Source organism: Bacillus sp. FSL M8-0063, from assembly GCF_038005545.1.
GTDB lineage: Bacteria > Bacillota > Bacilli > Bacillales > Bacillaceae_G > Bacillus_A > Bacillus_A wiedmannii.
Genome location: NZ_JBBOTJ010000002.1, coordinates 490955 through 509259, shown reverse-complemented (window position 1 = coordinate 509259; position 18305 = coordinate 490955). Strand labels below are relative to the sequence as shown.

At 37.6% G+C, this 18305-nt stretch carries 14 protein-coding genes and 1 riboswitch; of the genes, 8 read left to right on the top strand and 6 right to left on the bottom strand.

Annotated elements, in window-relative coordinates; translation table 11 throughout:
- The first annotated feature begins 53 nt into the window (after positions 1 to 53).
- Positions 54 to 938 carry a LysR family transcriptional regulator gene (locus MKX31_RS25050; RefSeq protein WP_064476176.1) on the top strand — a complete coding sequence of 295 codons (885 nt, stop codon included), beginning with the start codon at positions 54 to 56 and terminating at the stop codon, positions 936 to 938.
- A 55-nt stretch (positions 939 to 993) separates the two neighbouring features.
- Here MKX31_RS25050 and MKX31_RS25045 read toward each other — a convergent pair whose 3' ends face one another.
- Together MKX31_RS25045 and MKX31_RS25040 are read right to left on the bottom strand one after the other, a co-directional pair.
- A complete protein-coding gene (locus tag MKX31_RS25045; protein WP_142289377.1) occupies positions 994 to 2079 on the bottom strand; it encodes a transcriptional regulator in 1086 nt (361 codons plus the stop codon).
- 91 nt (positions 2080 to 2170) lie between these two features.
- Positions 2171 to 2320 carry a hypothetical protein gene (locus tag MKX31_RS25040; RefSeq protein WP_000283173.1) on the bottom strand — a complete coding sequence of 50 codons (150 nt, stop codon included), beginning with the start codon at positions 2318 to 2320 and terminating at the stop codon, positions 2171 to 2173.
- A 254-nt stretch (positions 2321 to 2574) separates the two neighbouring features.
- Between MKX31_RS25040 and cydA the strand changes: the two genes are divergently transcribed.
- The 3 genes from cydA to MKX31_RS25025 all read left to right on the top strand — a co-directional run bounded on the left by cydA (position 2575) and on the right by MKX31_RS25025 (position 6620).
- Positions 2575 to 3930 carry a cytochrome ubiquinol oxidase subunit I gene (gene cydA / locus MKX31_RS25035; protein ID WP_064476174.1) on the top strand — a complete coding sequence of 452 codons (1356 nt, stop codon included), beginning with the start codon at positions 2575 to 2577 and terminating at the stop codon, positions 3928 to 3930.
- On the top strand, positions 3923 to 4948 hold the full coding sequence (locus tag MKX31_RS25030) for a cytochrome d ubiquinol oxidase subunit II (protein ID WP_064476173.1): 1026 nt from the start codon (positions 3923 to 3925) through the stop codon (positions 4946 to 4948). Before cydA ends, MKX31_RS25030 begins: the two co-directional genes overlap by 8 nt.
- Before the next feature lie 313 nt (positions 4949 to 5261).
- A complete protein-coding gene (locus tag MKX31_RS25025) occupies positions 5262 to 6620 on the top strand; it encodes an arsenic transporter (protein WP_048560350.1) in 1359 nt (452 codons plus the stop codon).
- Between the two features lie 253 nt (positions 6621 to 6873).
- Here the strand turns inward: MKX31_RS25025 and thiC are convergent, their stop codons facing one another.
- Both thiC and lldP read right to left on the bottom strand, forming a co-directional pair.
- Positions 6874 to 8634 carry a phosphomethylpyrimidine synthase ThiC gene (gene thiC, locus MKX31_RS25020; RefSeq protein ID WP_064476172.1) on the bottom strand — a complete coding sequence of 587 codons (1761 nt, stop codon included), beginning with the start codon at positions 8632 to 8634 and terminating at the stop codon, positions 6874 to 6876.
- A 112-nt stretch (positions 8635 to 8746) separates the two neighbouring features.
- A riboswitch (TPP riboswitch) is annotated at positions 8747 to 8862 on the bottom strand.
- Positions 8863 to 8933: 71 nt separating this feature from the next.
- Positions 8934 to 10589: an L-lactate permease gene (lldP, locus tag MKX31_RS25015; RefSeq protein WP_088047785.1), complete on the bottom strand. Its 1656-nt coding sequence runs from the start codon at positions 10587 to 10589 to the stop codon at positions 8934 to 8936.
- A 298-nt stretch (positions 10590 to 10887) separates the two neighbouring features.
- On the opposite strand from lldP, the gene MKX31_RS25010 reads away from it, so the two are divergent.
- Complete coding sequence (locus tag MKX31_RS25010) at positions 10888 to 11205, top strand: DUF4870 domain-containing protein (RefSeq protein ID WP_064476170.1); 318 nt, start codon at positions 10888 to 10890, stop codon at positions 11203 to 11205.
- A 118-nt stretch (positions 11206 to 11323) separates the two neighbouring features.
- On the opposite strand, the gene MKX31_RS25005 is transcribed toward MKX31_RS25010, so the two are convergent.
- Positions 11324 to 11815: a metal-binding protein gene (locus tag MKX31_RS25005; protein ID WP_064476169.1), complete on the bottom strand. Its 492-nt coding sequence runs from the start codon at positions 11813 to 11815 to the stop codon at positions 11324 to 11326.
- A gap of 50 nt (positions 11816 to 11865) precedes the next feature.
- A complete protein-coding gene (locus MKX31_RS25000; RefSeq protein WP_064476168.1) occupies positions 11866 to 12231 on the bottom strand; it encodes a YkvA family protein in 366 nt (121 codons plus the stop codon).
- Positions 12232 to 12777: 546 nt separating this feature from the next.
- On the opposite strand from MKX31_RS25000, the gene MKX31_RS24995 reads away from it, so the two are divergent.
- The 3 genes from MKX31_RS24995 (at position 12778) to MKX31_RS24985 (ending at position 18208) form a co-directional block, all read left to right on the top strand.
- Positions 12778 to 14706, top strand: coding sequence for an LTA synthase family protein (locus MKX31_RS24995; protein ID WP_064476167.1), 1929 nt, complete (start codon positions 12778 to 12780; stop codon positions 14704 to 14706).
- Positions 14707 to 15355: 649 nt separating this feature from the next.
- A complete protein-coding gene (locus tag MKX31_RS24990; RefSeq protein WP_081257338.1) occupies positions 15356 to 16240 on the top strand; it encodes a D-amino-acid transaminase in 885 nt (294 codons plus the stop codon).
- A 210-nt stretch (positions 16241 to 16450) separates the two neighbouring features.
- Positions 16451 to 18208 carry a C40 family peptidase gene (locus MKX31_RS24985; RefSeq protein WP_340981654.1) on the top strand — a complete coding sequence of 586 codons (1758 nt, stop codon included), beginning with the start codon at positions 16451 to 16453 and terminating at the stop codon, positions 18206 to 18208.
- The last annotated feature ends 97 nt before the right edge of the window (positions 18209 to 18305 follow it).

The window sequence follows — 18305 nt, the reverse complement described above, 5'->3', positions numbered from 1 at the left end:
TACATCTTTAATTATCAATTCATTCCTTTTGGTCTATAGAAAGGAGAGTCAAAATGGAACTTCTTCAATTAAAATACTTTCAGACAGTCGCACGATTAGAACATATGACAAAAGCCGCTGAAGAACTGCATATCGCACAACCTTCACTTAGCAAAACAATCGCTAGATTAGAAAAGGACTTAGGCGTCCCGCTATTTGATCGCCAAGGCCGACAGATTACATTAAACTCTTTTGGGAAAGTATTTTTAAAACGAGTAGAGCGCATTTTTCATGAATTAAGTGAAGGCGAACGAGAAATTAAAGATTTAGCTGAATTACAACAATGCTCTATTACACTGGCCGTTTCTATTCCGAGAATATTACCAGAACTACTCGGTTCTTTTTTACTAGAACATCCTAACGTTCGATTCCAACAATTTCTCGCATCTACTCCTTCTATGAAGCGACAACTAGATAATATAGAAATTGACTTTTGCATTTCTTCTGTGCCAATTGAAGCCGAGGAAATTATGTGGGAACCACTTATTACAGAAGAAATTTTCTTAGTTGTCCCTTCAGGTCATCGTTTATCAGGACGCGAAAGTATCCATCTGCATGAAGTAAAAGACGAACCATTTATTAGTATGAACACTGGTTACGGATTTCGGCACTTAACGGATGAATTTTGTAAAGAAGCTGGCTTCACTCCACATATTGCTTTTGAAGTAGATGAACCGACCGTGATTAGCGACCTTATTAAGCAAGGTCTCGGCATCGCCTTTGTCCCAAGTTTAACTTTATTAAAAAACTCTACTTTAGCATTAAATAAGTTACGTATTATTGAACCGCATTGCGAGAGAACTATCGGATTAAGTTGGTCGAAGAAACGCTACTTATCAAAAACCGCTCAACAATTCCGTAAATTCGTAATTGACTACTTCTCCAATATTAGAACGTAAAATTATATTGACTTAGTAAAAAATAAAAGGTGCCACCCCCAAAGGGTGACACCTTTTATTTCTTACTCTTCTCCAATTCCATTTCCGCTAAAAGCGGCAATACGTTATCGAAAATATGCGTATTATTATTTTCACCTGTTACATATCCACCGTAATATCTACTAAATATATTGTCATTTCGGAATGTGGCCATATGATCATATAATTCCTTTGCAAACTTTGTATCACCTGTTTGTAGTACGTACAAGATCGTTAGTCCGTATGCGGCTGGCGATTCATAATTCACAGTTTGTTTTCCCGTTTCTAAATTGTAACGACCGTATAGCTTTCCATCCTTCTGGAACTTCTTCTTGATAAATTCCAAATAAGCATCTGATGAAAGGCCACCTAAACTTCGATGATATGCAACGTATGATTGGTCAATAAGATTTACTTCTTTATCGTACGTAAATGTACCATCTTCTTTATACTCTTTTGGGAATGCCCAGCCATGCCTTGGATAATCCGCTAAAAATTGAACGACTTCCTGATATTGCTGAGCAGAAACTTTGCCGTACTTTTTCATATACGAGAATGCGTGTGGATTTATGTATGATGTAGTTGCAAAATTATTTTGTTTACCTGCATCTGCATCATAATAATCAACGTAATAATTATCTTTCCTATTATAACGAATTACAGCGTCACTCAATTGATCTGCCAAATTTTTATAACGCTCTTCCTTGTACATATCATAAGCACGATATAATTGTTCTATAATACGAAGATCATCTATAAGTGCATTTGTAGCTGACTGCATTTCTCCCTTTTCAGAGATTTTCCATATAACAATATGATCCTTATGTACAAAGCTATTTTGAATAACCTTAACTTGTTCATCGAATAACGCTTGATCGTCTTTATCCAATGTATATTGTAGCCATAGTCCTGCTGATTCCGATAAAGCTTCACGGCCTTTCGCTTCACCCGTACCTGCCTTTGTATCCGCTAAACGATATGTGGCAAGCGTCCCATTTTCATTCACCATATGTCTTAAAATAAAATGTTCTGTACGGTTTCCTTGTATAGCTGACCAAAATACAATGCCACCTAAAGCGATTAAGAGAATAACTCCAATCCCTATATATAAACGTTTCCGCAATCTTTTCACCTCCCTAATAAGGCTAGCCTTAATTTTACCAGAACATACGTAAAATTAAAAAAGACAATCTATTAGATTGTCTCCCGTGCCTCTATCCCTCACAAGCCTCTTTAGAAGGTCTATATAGCGATGCCACAAGTCGATCATATTCACGACGCGTAATCTCTTTATTATACAGCTTCAATAATAAATCTCTATGCTCTTTTGAAAATGCCATCTTTTTAATGACTTCAGGATACATAAAACATCCTCTCCATTTCACATAAACTTCTTCACCTTGAAAAACAGAACTTATGTTCGCATAAAAGATTATAAAATATTCCTTACTAAAAAACAAACAAAATATTATTAAAAATTAACTTCTTTCTATTTAGAATATTCAAACATTATATTACCATATCCACTTTTTAAATACATATATATTTTTGGTAGTTTTTTTGAATAAATCTTCCAATTCAATCAGAAAATAACGGCAAAAAGAAGAGGAGTTTACATATGGATACGGTAACATTAGCAAGAGCATTTTTTGGTTCTTCATTAGCATTCCACATTATCTTTGCAACACTTGGTGTCGGACTTTCATTAATGATTTTTATAAGTGAAATACTCTATCACTGGAAGAAAGATTCCGATTACGCCATTATGGCGAAAAGATGGACGAAGGCTTTTGCCATCCTTCTCGGTGTAGCAATTCCAACTGGAACAATTGTTGGTGTGCAAATCTCACTTCTTTGGCCTGGTTTTGCCAAAATTGTTGGACAGGTTATTTCTGTTCCCTTTCAAATTGAGATTTTCGCCTTCTTTTTAGAGGCTTTGTTCATGTCTATTTATGTATATGCAGCTGACAAACTACCTCCATTCATGAGATTAATCTCGCTATTCTTCGTCATGATTGGTGCCACGGCATCTGCCGTGCTTATTACATCAGCAAATACATGGATGAATACACCCGCAGGCTTTTCAATGGGACCAGATGGATCAGTTTTTAACGTTGATCCATGGAAAGCTTTCTTTAATCCGAGTTTTGGCACAAGCGCATTCCATGTTGTGATTACAGCCTACGCAACTGGAGCTGCCGTCATTGCCTCTATCGCTGGATTTAAATTATTAAAGAAGAATTTAAGTGAACGTGAAGTAGCGTATCATAAAAAAGGACTACTGTTAGGACTCGTCGTGACATTTATTACAGGTGCTACGATGTGGCTTTCGGGACACGAATCGGCGATTGCCTTACATAAGCATTCCCCTGAAAAACTTGCATCTGCTGAAGCTTTATTTGAAACGACATCACATGCACCGTTATCAATTGGCGGAGTTGTAGATCCTAACACACTTGAACTAAACTATGCACTAGAAATTCCGAACATGCTTAGCCTATTAGTGGGACTCGACCCTAGCACCGTCGTAAAAGGACTAAAGGAATTCCCACAAGAAACATGGCCACCATTTTACACACATACACTATTCAACTTAATGGTCGGCACTGCTGCCTTTACTTTTGCAGTTGCAGCAATCGCCCTCTTATATTGGTACTTTGTTTACCGAAAAAAAGGTGCAGAATTACCGAAGTGGCTTCTTTGGGGAGCTGCCGCATGTGGACCAATTATGATGCTCGGTATTGAATTCGGATGGATTTTCAGCTGTAGTGGTCGTCAACCGTGGACAATTTATGGTATGCAACGGACAGTCGACGCTTCTACACGCGCTGATTTTGTCGGTCCTTTATTTATTCTATTCATCATTTTATATATTGGACTCGGCATTTTAACAGTTTTTGTACTACGGACATTCTTTAAGAAACATCCGCTTACAAATGATTTACATCACGAAGGAGGCGATTCTCGTGCATGAGGAAAGTATTGCAATCATCATCTTATGGGCTCTTATTTTCGTATATAGTATATTAGGGTCCATTGATTTTGGAGCAGGTTTTTGGGGCATGGTATACGCAAAACATCCAACGCTTGCTGCCAAGCTTGCCAATCGATACTTATCACCCACTTGGGAAGTAACAAATACATTTCTCGTCTTTGTCGTTGTCGCTTTTCTCGGTTTCTTTCCGAAAGCTGCTTTCACCCTTGCGACAGTGATGTTCGTGCCAGTTATGTTAATTTTAATACTCATTGCAATTCGCAGTACATTCATGGTATTTGCTTACTCTCTGCCAAAGTATCAATTCCTCCTTCGGGTTATTTCAGGTATTACTGGGCTCTTAATTCCAGCCTTATTAATTACCGTGTTACCCGTTACAGAGGGGGCTTATATTACAATGACTGAAGGAAAAGAAGTACTCCTGTATGGAAAACTTCTTTCTAGCCCAGTTATCTACTGCTATATGCTCTTTGGGCTAACTTCGGAACTATTTCTCTCCTCTCTCTTTCTCGCAGATTTTGCGAGAGAGCAAGGTTCAGAAGATTCGTATAGAGTTTATAGAAGAAACGCCATCATCCTCGGTCCTGCAACACTCGTTACGGCAATTATCGCCCTCGTTGTAATGGATCCGGAAACACACTGGCTTATGCAAGGACTCATAAAGCAATTCCCATGGTTTACAGTTTCTATCGTTTTATTCGTTATCGGATACTCTTCTCTTTGGTGGACAAACAAGAAGTATGGCACACTAGGATACCCTCGCATTGCCGTTTTAGCAGTCGTCGCTCAATATGCATTTGCAAGTTACGCTTACGGTGTCGCGCATTTACCTTATATTATTTATCCTGATGTAACTGTATTTACAAGTTTTACAACGCCAGAAACATTCTATGCATTGCTTATCCTATACGCAATTGGAATCGCAATTTTACTACCAGGATTTATTTTCTTCTGGAATTTATTCTTGAAGGATCGAACTTTTTTGAAGGAAAAATAATATATTCGGGGGAGTCTGTTCCAAAAGGCATTTTGGGATGGACTCCTTTTTTCATGTTTTGTCGATAAGTTGATATATTTCAAAAATCACTGATGAAAATTTCATTTACTATCTTACTGCCCCCAACAATTTATAGACTCCTCTCACAATAGTTATTTCACTATTCGTGACACTTGTCCTTTAGCTTGAAAAACACATATTGGCTTTATTCCATTATATGTCTAGTTCTTCTTATTTTTTGCTGAATATACTATCAATACAAACTTGAGACAAGCTACATTTGTTCAAGGGAAAATAGAAAGGTAGGCAAAATATGAGCATTGAAATATGGATTACTATTATTGTATTCTTCTTAACAATGATTGTTGTCTTTTGGCGGCCTCGTGGCTTAAATGAGGCGTGGCCAGCAGCAATTGGTGCTGGCATTATCCTGATTACTGGACTTGTATCAAAGCCAGACGTCATGGACATTATCAGTAAAATTGGCGGTGCCTCCATAACAATATTAGCGACCATCGTTATGGCGGTTATATTAGAAAGCTTCGGCTTCTTCCACTGGTCCGCAGCAAAACTTGCAAACTTAGCAAAAGGCTCCGGTCGCCGTTTATACTGGTATATTCAATTATTATGTTTTCTTATGACTCTTTTATTTAATAACGACGGTAGTATTTTAATTACAACTCCAATCCTAATTTTACTACTGAGAAACCTTAAATTAAAACCTCATCAACAAATCCCTTATTTATTAAGTGGTGCTTTAATCGCCACTGCCTCTAGTGCCCCCATTGGTGTAAGTAATATCGTAAACTTAATCGCATTAAATATTGTGAATATGACTCTTTATATGCATACTGCTATGATGTTTGTACCTGCAACATTAGGATTATTATTTATGTCATGGCTTATGTACACAGTTTTAAAGAAAAAACTACCAGAGAAATTACCTGTTTCTTCATATGATATCGAAGAAATGTTCTTCACGAAAAACTTCCATCCGTTAAAAGGAAAAAATTCTGTTGATACGAAACAAAAACGGACAAAATTCATGCTAAAAGTATTAGGTTTCGTCTTCCTTATGCGCTGTCTACTTTTCGTTGCATCCTTCTTATCCATCCCAATCGAAATTGTTGCCGTACTCGGTTCACTCGTTCTTCTCATCTGGAGATGGTACTACTTACGAACAAACCCTGTCGACATTTTAAAAAAGACACCGTGGCACATTTTAATTTTCGCATTCTCTATGTATGTAATTATTTACGGGCTTCACAACGCAGGGTTAACAACGGTGCTTGTAAATTGGCTTGAACCAGTTGTAAGTCAACATCTACTCTATGCTAGCTTTGCAATGGGAGGACTCGTTTCTCTCCTCTCTAACGTCTTCAATAACCATCCTGCACTTATGATTGGTACAATCACATTAACAGAAATGGGACTAGACCCAGTCACATTAAAAACTATCTACCTGGCAAACATTATTGGTAGTGACATCGGTTCACTATTATTACCAATCGGTACGTTAGCTTCCCTCATTTGGATGTATATCCTGAAACAAAACAAAATTAAAGTAAAATGGAAAGACTATTTAAGTGTATCCCTTATCGTTATTCCTCTCACAACAGTCGTCACATTATTCCTCTTATACTACTGGGTACACCTTTTCTTCGCCTTATAAAGTGAAACTTTAATCAGTGGGGGTTTTCTTCATCCCCCACTGATTATTAGTTGAACCAATCGGACTTTTATGGGCAGTTGATCCCCCACCTAACTTCTTTGCTTTCGCTGAATTTTGAGTTGGGGGTCTTACTGCCCATTAAAGCGGGATAAACAACAGAAGCCCCCTTTGCTACCGTCTTAGCAAAGGGGGCTTCTTCTATATTTAAGTTAGGTACTACAGTGTGATCAATCAAGTAAAGAGGTGTAACGTATTATTGGTATAAATGACTACCAGTGTCTTTAAATTCTTTCGCTTTCTCTTTCATCCCTTTTTCAATTGCTTCTGTCGTTTCTAAATCATTGTCTTTTGCATATTCACGAATATCATGTGAAATTCTCATACTACAAAACTTCGGTCCACACATTGAACAGAAATGAGCCGTTTTCGCGCCTTCTGCTGGCAATGTTTCATCGTGATATTCCATCGCACGTTCAGGGTCTAAAGATAAATTAAATTGATCGCGCCAACGGAATTCAAAGCGAGCTTTTGAAAGTGCATCATCACGCTGATGAGCCGTTTTGTGCCCTTTCGCAAGATCAGCTGCATGTGCAGCGATTTTGTACGTAATAACCCCCGTGCGAACATCATCTTTATTCGGTAAACCTAAATGTTCTTTCGGCGTTACATAACAAAGCATCGCCGTTCCAAACCAGCCAATCATCGCCGCTCCAATTGCCGATGTAATATGGTCATAACCTGGTGCAATATCTGTCGTTAACGGCCCAAGTGTATAGAACGGCGCGCCCTGACAAATATCAAGCTCTTTCTCCATATTCTCTTTAATTAAATGCATCGGTACATGCCCAGGCCCTTCAATCATCACTTGCACATCATGTTTCCAAGCAATCTTCGTTAATTCACCAAGTGTTTCAAGCTCAGAAAACTGTGCTTCGTCATTTGCATCTGCAATCGAACCTGGACGTAATCCATCTCCAAGAGAGAACGAAACGTCGTACTGCTTCATAATTTCACATATCTCTTCAAAATGAGTGTATAAGAAGTTTTCTTTATGATGGAATAAACACCACTGTGCCATAATTGAACCACCACGTGAAACGATACCTGTCGTACGCTTTGCAGTAATCGGAATGTAACGAAGTAATACGCCCGCGTGAATCGTAAAGTAATCAACACCTTGCTCAGCTTGCTCAATTAACGTATCACGATACACTTCCCACGTTAAATCTTCTGCAATTCCGTTTACCTTTTCAAGCGCTTGATAGATCGGTACAGTCCCAACTGGTACAGGCGCGTTACGAATAATCCACTCACGCGTCGTATGAATATTTTTACCTGTAGATAAATCCATAATCGTATCCGCACCCCAACGCGTTGCCCACGTCATCTTCTCTACTTCTTCTGCAATTGAAGAAGATACAGCAGAGTTTCCGATATTTGCATTGACCTTCACGTGAAAGTTACGGCCGATAATCATCGGTTCTGCTTCCGGATGGTTAATATTCGCTGGTAAAATGGCACGACCTTCCGCGATTTCCTTACGAACAAACTCAGGCTCTACTCCTTCACGAATCGCAACATATTCCATCTCAGACGTAATGATACCATTACGTGCATAATGCATTTGCGTAACATTTGCACCATGCTTTGCTCTAAGCGGCTGACGATCCATTTGCGGGAAAACAGGCGTATGTTTCAAAGCCACTTTCACACCGTCATCCTCTGGTTTTACTTCGCGCCCTTCGTATGCTTCTACATCTCCGCGCTCCAGGATCCAAGAGTGGCGCGGCGCCTGCAGCCCCTTTTCCAGTTCCACTTTATAAGCAGGATCTGTATAAGGACCGCTCGTATCATATACACGAATTGGCGAATTCGGAATACCGTTCGTTTCGCTTTGTTCAATCTCGCGCATCGGCACTTTCATACCCGCGCGTGGTCCATCCACATACACTTTCTTACTTCCTGGTAAACTCGATTTCAATTCAATTTGCTCAGCTGAAACAGACTGTTTCATAACCTTTGTTGCCCCCCTGTACGTGACAAGGACGAGATATGGCCAGCGTATGCCAAAATAAAAAGAGCCAGGTCCATAAAAAAATAAGGACCTGGCTCATAAAGACATCATTATGTAAAGCCGTTAACTTCCCTACGCTGGTACGAGCCAGATCAGGTCCAAAGGGTTAAGAAGTTCACACGCTTCTCTCTCAGCCTACGCATACGTTAGGCACCCCTAGTTTATCACTGATTTAATTTTCAATACTTTCCCATCATACACGATAATCTGAAAAATGCAAAGTTTATTTCTTTTGTTGTTTATGGAATCATCCACGTTAAATAATATGCCTGTACATACGTCATAATACCAACAATAATTACGAAGAATAAACTATGCTTCACTGTAAAGCGGAATAAATCTGATTCTTTTCCAGCAAGTCCAACTGCCGCACAAGCAATCGCAATTGATTGCGGAGAAATCATTTTTCCTGTTACACCGCCCGTTGTATTTGCTGCAACGAGAAGTACTTCAGATACACCGACTTGCTGCGCTGTAATCGCTTGTAAATTCGAGAACAGTGCATTTGCTGACGTATCGGATCCTGTTAAAAATACACCGATCCAGCCTAGGAATGGTGAGAAGAACGGGAATAGTCCTCCAGTGCCTGCAAGTGCTAATGCTAATGTAGAAGATAGACCAGAATAGTTTGCGATAAACGCGAATCCTAATACGAATCCGATAGACAGAATTGGCATCTTAAGCTCATGTAACGTTTCTTTAAATGTTACTACTGCATCTTTTGCACTCATTTTCAAAATAAAGATAGAAATGATACAAGCAATTAAAATGGCTGTTCCCGTCGCTGATAAAATATCTAATTTCAAGATTGCTTCATAAGGCGTCGGTTTATTTACAATTGGCTCTGCTTTCATTACTAAATTGTGTAAGCCTGGAACTTCAAACTTAAACACAAGGCTTTCCAAAGCACCACCTGAAGCAAATAACGCTTTAAAGAAACTTTGGCTCCAAATGACTACCATCACAGTTAAAATAATGAATGGAGACCATGCTTTTACTACTTTTCCTACCGTTAGTTTCGGCATAGATATCGCCGTTGCTGCTACTTCACTATTTGCTTCTTTAGACTGATAGATTTCTTTCGGCTGCCAAACTTTTAAGAATAGCGATAAACTCACTAAACTTACAAGTGCTGACGTAATATCCGGAAGTTCTGGCCCTAAGAACGTCGCTGTAATGAATTGCGTAATTGCAAATGAGCTACCGGCTACAAATAGAGCTGGCCATGTTTGTCTTACTCCTTTAAATCCATCCATTAAAAATACGATAAAGAACGGAACAAATAATGATAGAAACGGTAATTGATGTCCAGCCATTTGTCCAATTTTATGTGGATCAATACCTGTTACTTGTCCAGCAACTGTAATCGGAATTCCCATCGCTCCGAACGCTACTGGTGCCGTATTTGCGATTAAACAAAGACCCGCTGCATATAAAGGATTTAACCCAAGACCTGCAAGAAGCGCTGCGGTAATCGCTACTGGTGCACCAAATCCTGCTGCCCCTTCCAAAAATGCTCCAAATGAAAAACCGATTAAAATAACGAGTAAACGATGGTCATTTGTAATTGATAATACAGATGCACGAATCACATCGAATTGACCTGTTTTCACAGATATTTTATATAAAAATACCGACATAATGATAATCCAAGCAATTGGCCATAGTCCGTATAAGAAACCATATCCCGTCGCTGCCATCGCCATCGTGAACGGCATCTTATAAGCGAATAACGCCACTAAAATTGTAAGTACAACTGTAATAAATCCTGCCACATACCCCTTCATGCGGAAAACTGCTAAAGCTAAGAAAAAAAAGATAATCGGAATAAGTGCGACCGCTGCCGAAATCCAAATGTTTCCGAACGGATCATAAACTTGTGTCCATGTGTTCATTGTTCTCTCCCCCTAAAGAATCCCCTTTTAAATAGAATAACCTCATCAATAGACTATCAGGTCATCATACCTTTAAACCTAAAATAAAAAAACGTCCAAGAAAACGTTTTCATTAATTCTATCACAACAATTTTCATTTAAAAAGATTTTTTTGAAAATTTTATTATTTCACTAGAAAATCTTACAAAATCGTCACGTTCTTGTAATGTTCATCGATAGTAAGCTTGCCAAAACTATTGCATAATAATAGTATAGCAACGGACATTATTTATGAGGTGATATATATGAGGTGATATATATGAACGGAAACAAAATATTAGCAGCTTTATCTTACTTTAGTGTATTATTTGCCCCTATCTTATTCCCTATTATTGTGTGGATTGTAGGCGATGCTGAAACAAAACCACATGCAAAACGTGCTCTATGGACACACATTATTCCAAGTATCGCTACATTCATTGGCGTAACTATTTTAGGAATTATGGGTATCGGATCGGATCAACCAGACGTAACACTTGGAATTGGAGCAATAATTGTCTTATGTATTTGCGGCATTATTAGCTTATACTACTTCATTTGGAACATCGTAAAAGGTATTAAAGTGCTGAAAGCTTAAGTTTAAACAAACGTTTGATTAAAACAGCACGCATCATAATAAATGAAATTTTATCGGCGATACGACAATCTTTTAATAAGAAAAAAACCGTCCCAAAATACCTTTTGGGACGGTTTTTTTATCTTCTGCGTTTCTTCTTTTTTCTCATCATTTTTTTGCGGCGCGTATTCACTTTATCCGCTATAATGTGAAGCGTGCTTGCCACAACAATTCCCATTAAGAACGTTACAATTTCAACCTCATGTTCCTTCGCAATTTCTATTAAATTCCCATCAAGCGCGATTACATTTAATAGGAATAAAAACGGAGAAAACACAATTAACATGTATGCAATACGAATCACATCACCAAGTATAATTGTATGTGTAAAGAAGGAGCGATGCGGCATGACCTTCTTATACGGATACCAAAATATACGTAGGAATCCCCATTTATTATACGCATTACTATATGTATCTAAATCCGGCGTTAAAAATGAAGTACCTACTAAAAAGCCAATTGCAAAAGTTAATAAAAAATCCAAGTTTGTTAATCCATACGAAAAGAGCATAAACAAAACAACCGGAAGGGATATTAAGTTTATTTTCGTATGCGTTCTTCCTGATGGCATAATGCACTTCCTCGCTTACGTTCGCCCTGTCACCATATGACAGTTCTCACCTATTGATCTAATTTCTGATCGATAAAGGATGTGTCTATATCCGAACCAAACCATTCTGCCAACTTCACTCGTGCCTTATCTTTCACCTCTTCATTGACGTATAACGACGTTTGTAATAGAGCAGCCATTAACGCCCCTAAATCATCTGTATAACCAACTCCAGCAATAAAATCTGGGATGGCATCAATTGGTGCAATAAAATAAGCAAGTGCTCCAATCACAATAATTTTCACTCGCTTTGGAACATCAGGTCTTTGCAAAACGTAAAACAATAATAAACTTGCATAAATAACCGACTGTCCTGCTTGCTTTGCAACATGTTTTGCTTTCTTCCAAAACGCTTCAACTGAAAATTTTTGTTCCATGTAAAAGCCTCCCTATTTTTTAAAAGAAATAAGCTACAATATGTTATCAGTAAAAGTTCATCAAAATTACACATAATCTATCAATGAACTTTCATTGTAACAAACAAACGAAAAAAGAACAAGTGTTCGTTAATTTTTACATATTTCTCATCATATAATAGGTTTCTAGATAGCCGCTTACCCATTGTCATTTCTTATTTCTCAACAAAGAAAATTTTCACTTTCACTTAACATTCTGCTCTACCTTTGTTATATTTTCTAGTTGACGGACATAAAAACGAATGTTAAAGTTTTCTCTGGTAGTGACAAATCTTATACAAAAAATGTAAAATGTTATAGTGTTTCTCAGAAATGAATTTTGTTGTATAATACAGAAATGACGTTATGCTTATGAGCAACACAAGAAACCAAAAGGGTATGCATAGTTATAGTCGTATATGGGTGAATATAGAACCTCTAATTATGGCCAAGAAAACTATGTATTTTTTATTTTAGCATTTTTCGCTCCAAAATCGACCAAGCCTGATAGAGAAAGGGTGGAAATGAATGAAAGAAACCTTGAAATCACAATTTCAAAATGTGCGTTTCACTGTATTCGTAGCTTTAGCTTTATGGCTAAAGACGTACCTTATTACACGCACAAGCTTTGATTTAAAACTTGAATCTTTCATGCAAGAATTCATTTTATTCCTTAGTCCATTAGCAGCATCATTACTGCTTGTTGGTCTTGCATTATTTGCAAAAGGGAAAAAACGTAACTATATAGCACTTGGAATTAATTTTGTTTTAACAATCGTTCTTGTTGGTAACGTAATGTTCTACGGATTCTACAATGACTTCGTTACTTTACCAGTACTAGGACAAACATCTAACTTTGGAAGTTTAGGTTCTAGTGTGAAAGAATTGTTTAACTACAAAATTATCCTTGCATTTGCTGATATTATTGTATTCTTCATTTTATTGAAGAAGATGAAGAATTTTGCACCGACAGAGCGTGTAGCACGCCCAATGCGTTCCCTATACTTCGTGTCAACAGTTGCTATTTTCTTCGCAAACTTAGGACTTGCAGAAGCTGAGCGTCCTGAACTATTAACACGCTCATTCGACCGCGTTATGCTTGTTAAAAACTTAGGTTTATATGTACACCAAGTATATGATCTTGGCTTACAAGCAAAATCAAGTTCACAAAAAGCTTTTGCTGACGGTAGTAAATTACAGGAAACAGAAAACTACGTAAAAACAACGCAAAGCAAACCAGATCCAAATATGTTTGGTACTGCAAAAGGGAAAAACGTAATTGTTGTCTCTCTTGAGTCATTACAAACATTCTTAATTGGTGCAACAGTTAACGGACAAGAAGTTACACCATTCTTAAACCAATTTACGAAAGAAAGTTATTACTTTGATAACTTCTTCCATCAAACTGGGCAAGGAAAAACATCTGATGCTGAATTCTTAGTAGATACTTCAATGTATCCACTAGACCGTGGTGCTGTATTCTTCACACACGGTAATAACGAATATACAGCAACTCCAGAAATTTTACGTGAGCAAGGATACCACACATCAGTATTCCACGCGAACAACGCAACATTCTGGAACCGTAACATTATGTATCCGGCACTTGGTTATGATCGTTATTACAACGAGCTTGACTACAAGATTACGCCAGAAACGAAATTAAATTGGGGATTAAAAGATATCGAATACTTCGATCAATCTATCGATATGTTAAAAGAAGTGAAGCAACCGTTCTATACTCGCTTCCTTACTTTAACAAACCATTACCCATTCACTTATGATGACAGTACGAAATTAATCGATGAATACAATTCTGGTGATGGCGTATTTGACCGTTACATGGTAACTGCTCGCTATTTAGACGAAGCAATGAAACACTTTATTGAGCGTCTAAAAGCAGAAGGTATTTACGACAACTCAGTTATCGTATTCTACGGTGATCACTACGGTATTTCTGAAAACCATAACCGTGCAATGGCACAGTTCTTAGGAAAAGAAGAAATCACTACATTTGACCATATGAACTTACAAAAAACACCGATGTTTATTCACGTTCCAGGTCAAAAAGAAGGTAAAACAATTTCAAAACCAACTGGTGAAATTGACATTAAACCAACAATTCTAAACTTACTTGGTGTAGATTCTACGAATCAAGTTCAATTCGGTCATGATGTATTCTCACCAGACAATAAAGGATTCGTTGTTCTTCGTGACGGTAGCTTCGTTACAGATAAGTACATGTACACGAACAGTACATTCTACGACCGTAATACTGGCGAAGTTGTACAATTACCAAAAGAAGAATCTCAACCACTCATTGATCGTGCCCAAAATGAATTGAACATGTCTGACAAAATCATTGAAGGTGACTTACTTCGCTTCTCTGAAAGTAACAAGACCAAAACTGGTGAAGTAAAGACGGCTATTAAAGAAGAAAAGAAGAGCGCTGAGTAATCTCAGCCTCTTTTTTTTATATTTCTCCATACAATCACTTATATTCATTAACTTTAACATTACATAACCTTTACCAAATATTCACATAGAATTAATGAAACATCTCTATAATAAAATATGTAAACGAGGTTCTCTATATTTCTTATCTCTCATCTGTAATAAGATCCCTTAAAGAAATATTTGAATCGTTTATTTCTACTTTCTTATAATTGTCTTTCAATGTGTTTTGTTTCCATACACAAAACATTCAATAAGACGATGTCCCTATGAAAGATAGCTACCCTCCTTGTGCAGCATTCCATAAGAATGTTGCTTTTTTTTATTCAAAAGCAGGATTCTTATTTCTCATTTTCGAATTTGTATATACAAAATGCTGTAAAAGTGAAACTTTAATCAGCCCTCACCAATCGGGCATTTACGGGCCGTTATTCGCCCACTTCACTTCTTTACTCCAGCCGAATTTTTAACAGGAGTTTTACTGCCCACAAATAGCGGGGTAAATCATTACTACTTCTCTACCATTTACAAATACATATACGTCATATGTAAAGAATTACTCACATAAAAATTACTATAAGGACTTTATTCCGCTATTTGTACACAGACCAAACGAATTAAAGCTTCATTTTACTTATGCACTTACGAAAGGATGGGACGAAAATTGGCATACGAAAAATTTGTACTATGGAATGATGCAGTTATTGATACAACAAAACATCACGCGTACATAGATTTTGAAGAAAGAGGCTTGCAGTTTGGAGATGGTGTCTACGAAGTTATTCGCTTATATAAAGGGAACTTTCACTTATTAGATCCGCATATCACAAGATTATATCGCTCCATGGAAGAAATAGAATTAACACTCCCTTTCTCAAAAGCAGAACTGATTATCCTACTCTATAAACTAATCGAAAATAATAATTTCCACGAGGATGGAACGATTTATTTACAAGTATCTCGTGGTGTACAAGCTCGTACCCATACATTCTCATATGACGTCCCTCCGACAATCTATGCCTATATTACAAAGAAAGAAAGACCAGCGTTATGGATTGAATATGGTGTACGTGCTATATCAGAACCAGATACACGCTGGCTACGCTGTGATATCAAATCATTAAATTTATTACCAAATGTATTAGCTGCTACGAAAGCTGAACGCAAAGGTTGTAAAGAGGCCCTTTTCGTACGAAATGGTACCGTAACTGAGGGCAGCTGTTCTAATTTCTTTCTCATAAAAAACGGAACTCTCTATACACATCCAGCCAATCACCTTATTTTAAATGGAATCATTCGTCAATATGTCCTTTCTTTAGCGAAAACCCTTCGCATTCCGGTACAAGAAGAACTTTTCAGCATTCGTGATGTTTATCAAGCAGATGAATGCTTCTTTACAGGAACGACGATTGAAATTTTGCCGATGACTCACCTTGATGGAACTGCAATTCAAGATGGTCAAGTTGGCCCTATCACAAAAATTCTGCAAAGATCATTTTCTCAAAGCTTGTTACAATCCAATATGTCATCTTCTTAAACACGTATAATTTCTAACCTTTCTACATTCAATATATGTATTTAAATGGAAATCAAGGTATAGATTTATGCCTTGATTTTTTTTTGTAATCTTTTTGTCATATTCAGATTACCGCATAAGTCTTGACAGTAATCGACATGCTCTTTAGAATTTTTAACAGTTGGTAAATATTTCTTCACTACATTACAGACAGAAAGGAATCGACAAATTATGAAAAAATACCTTGCCGGTCTTGCGGCAGTGTCTGTAGCAGGAGGAGCAGCACCTACACTTGATAGTGTTCAAGCTGCCCCTGAACAAAATACACAAAAAGCTGCTACAACTGTCCAAGCTTCTGCATCAAACAGCTCATCTTATACGGTAAACACTAGCGTATTACATGTTCGTGCAGGATCAAGTACTTCTCACGATATCATCTCGCGTGTTTATAACGGTCAATCATTAAATGTGATTGGCGAAGAAAATGGTTGGTTCAAAATTAACATTAATGGGAAAACAGGATTTGTTAGTGGCGAATTTGTATCAAAAAATGGAGCAAGCAATTCCAATGTAAGTACAACAGGTGGAAACAATAAAGTTACTGCTGATGTATTACGTGTACGTACTGCTCCGAACACTTCTAGTTCTGTTTCAGGACGTGTATATGCAGGACAAACATTAAACGTAATTGGTCAAGAAAATGGTTGGGTGAAAATCAACCATAATGGACAGGTTGGCTATGTAAGTGGCGAATTCGTATCTGGTGTTTCTTCTAATGCAGGTTCTTCAAACAACAATACGAATAATAACAACCAAGAATCTGTAAAACCAGCAAGCGGAAACTATACAGTAAATGTATCTTCCCTTCGTGTTCGTACAGGTCCTAGCACTTCTCACACAACTGTAGCTTCTGTTACAAAAGGACAAGTTGTACAAGTAGTTGGCGAAGTTCAAGATTGGTTCAAAATCAATTACGCTGGACAAACTGCATACGTAAGCAAAGACTACGTAACAAAAGGCGGTTCTAGCGACAACGTTACACAAGGTAACAACCAAGATAACAAACAAGAACAAAACAATAATGTAACTGTTCAAACTGGTGGTACTTACGTTGTTAACGCAACATCTCTACGCGTTCGTACAGGCCCTGCTGCTTACCATAGTGTAATTGGTGGCGTGTTAAATGGTACTACATTAAACGTAGTTGGATCTGAAAACGGTTGGTTTAAAGTAAACTATCAAGGGAAAACAGGCTTCGTTAGTAGCGAATTTGTAAAATTCGTTAAAGGTGGCACTGCTACTCCTGAACAACCGAAACAGCCTGAACAACCGAATCATGGTGCAATTGGTGACTACTACATTAATGCTTCTGCACTAAACGTACGTAGCGGCGAAGGTACAAATTATAGAATCATAGGGGCACTTCCACAAGGACAGAAGGTTCAAGTAATCTCTGAAAACTCTGGATGGAGCAAAATTAACTACAACGGTCAAAATGGTTACATCGGAACACGTTACCTTTCTAAAACACCGGTTGGGGGCGCAGTAGATAATAAGCCTAACAACAACCAAAATAACAATCAAAACAATAACAACAATAACAACAATAATACAGGCAATAATAGTGGTGATAGTTCTTCCATACTTGCATATGCAAAATCAATGCAAGGTGTACCATACGTTTGGGGTGGTACTTCTGCTACTGGTGTTGACTGCAGTGGTTACATCTACCACGTATTTAAGAAATTTGGTCATAACATTAGTCGTCAAAGTGTTGCAGGATATTGGAGCAGCTTACCACAAACTTCAAGTCCACAACCAGGTGACTTAATTTATTTCAAAGACACTTATAAAGCAGGTCCTTCTCATATGGGTATTTACCTTGGCGGCGGATCATTTATCCAATCTGGAGATAAAGGTGTCGCAATCGCTTCATTAAGCAATTCTTATTGGAGTAAGCACTTCTTAGGTTATACGAAAGCACCTTAAGTTATATTTTAGAGCCTTCTAGATTACTAGAAGGCTCTTTTTAGTATATGTCACCTATATCCCCGAAAAAATAGTGTATCTATTTCCCTATTTCATA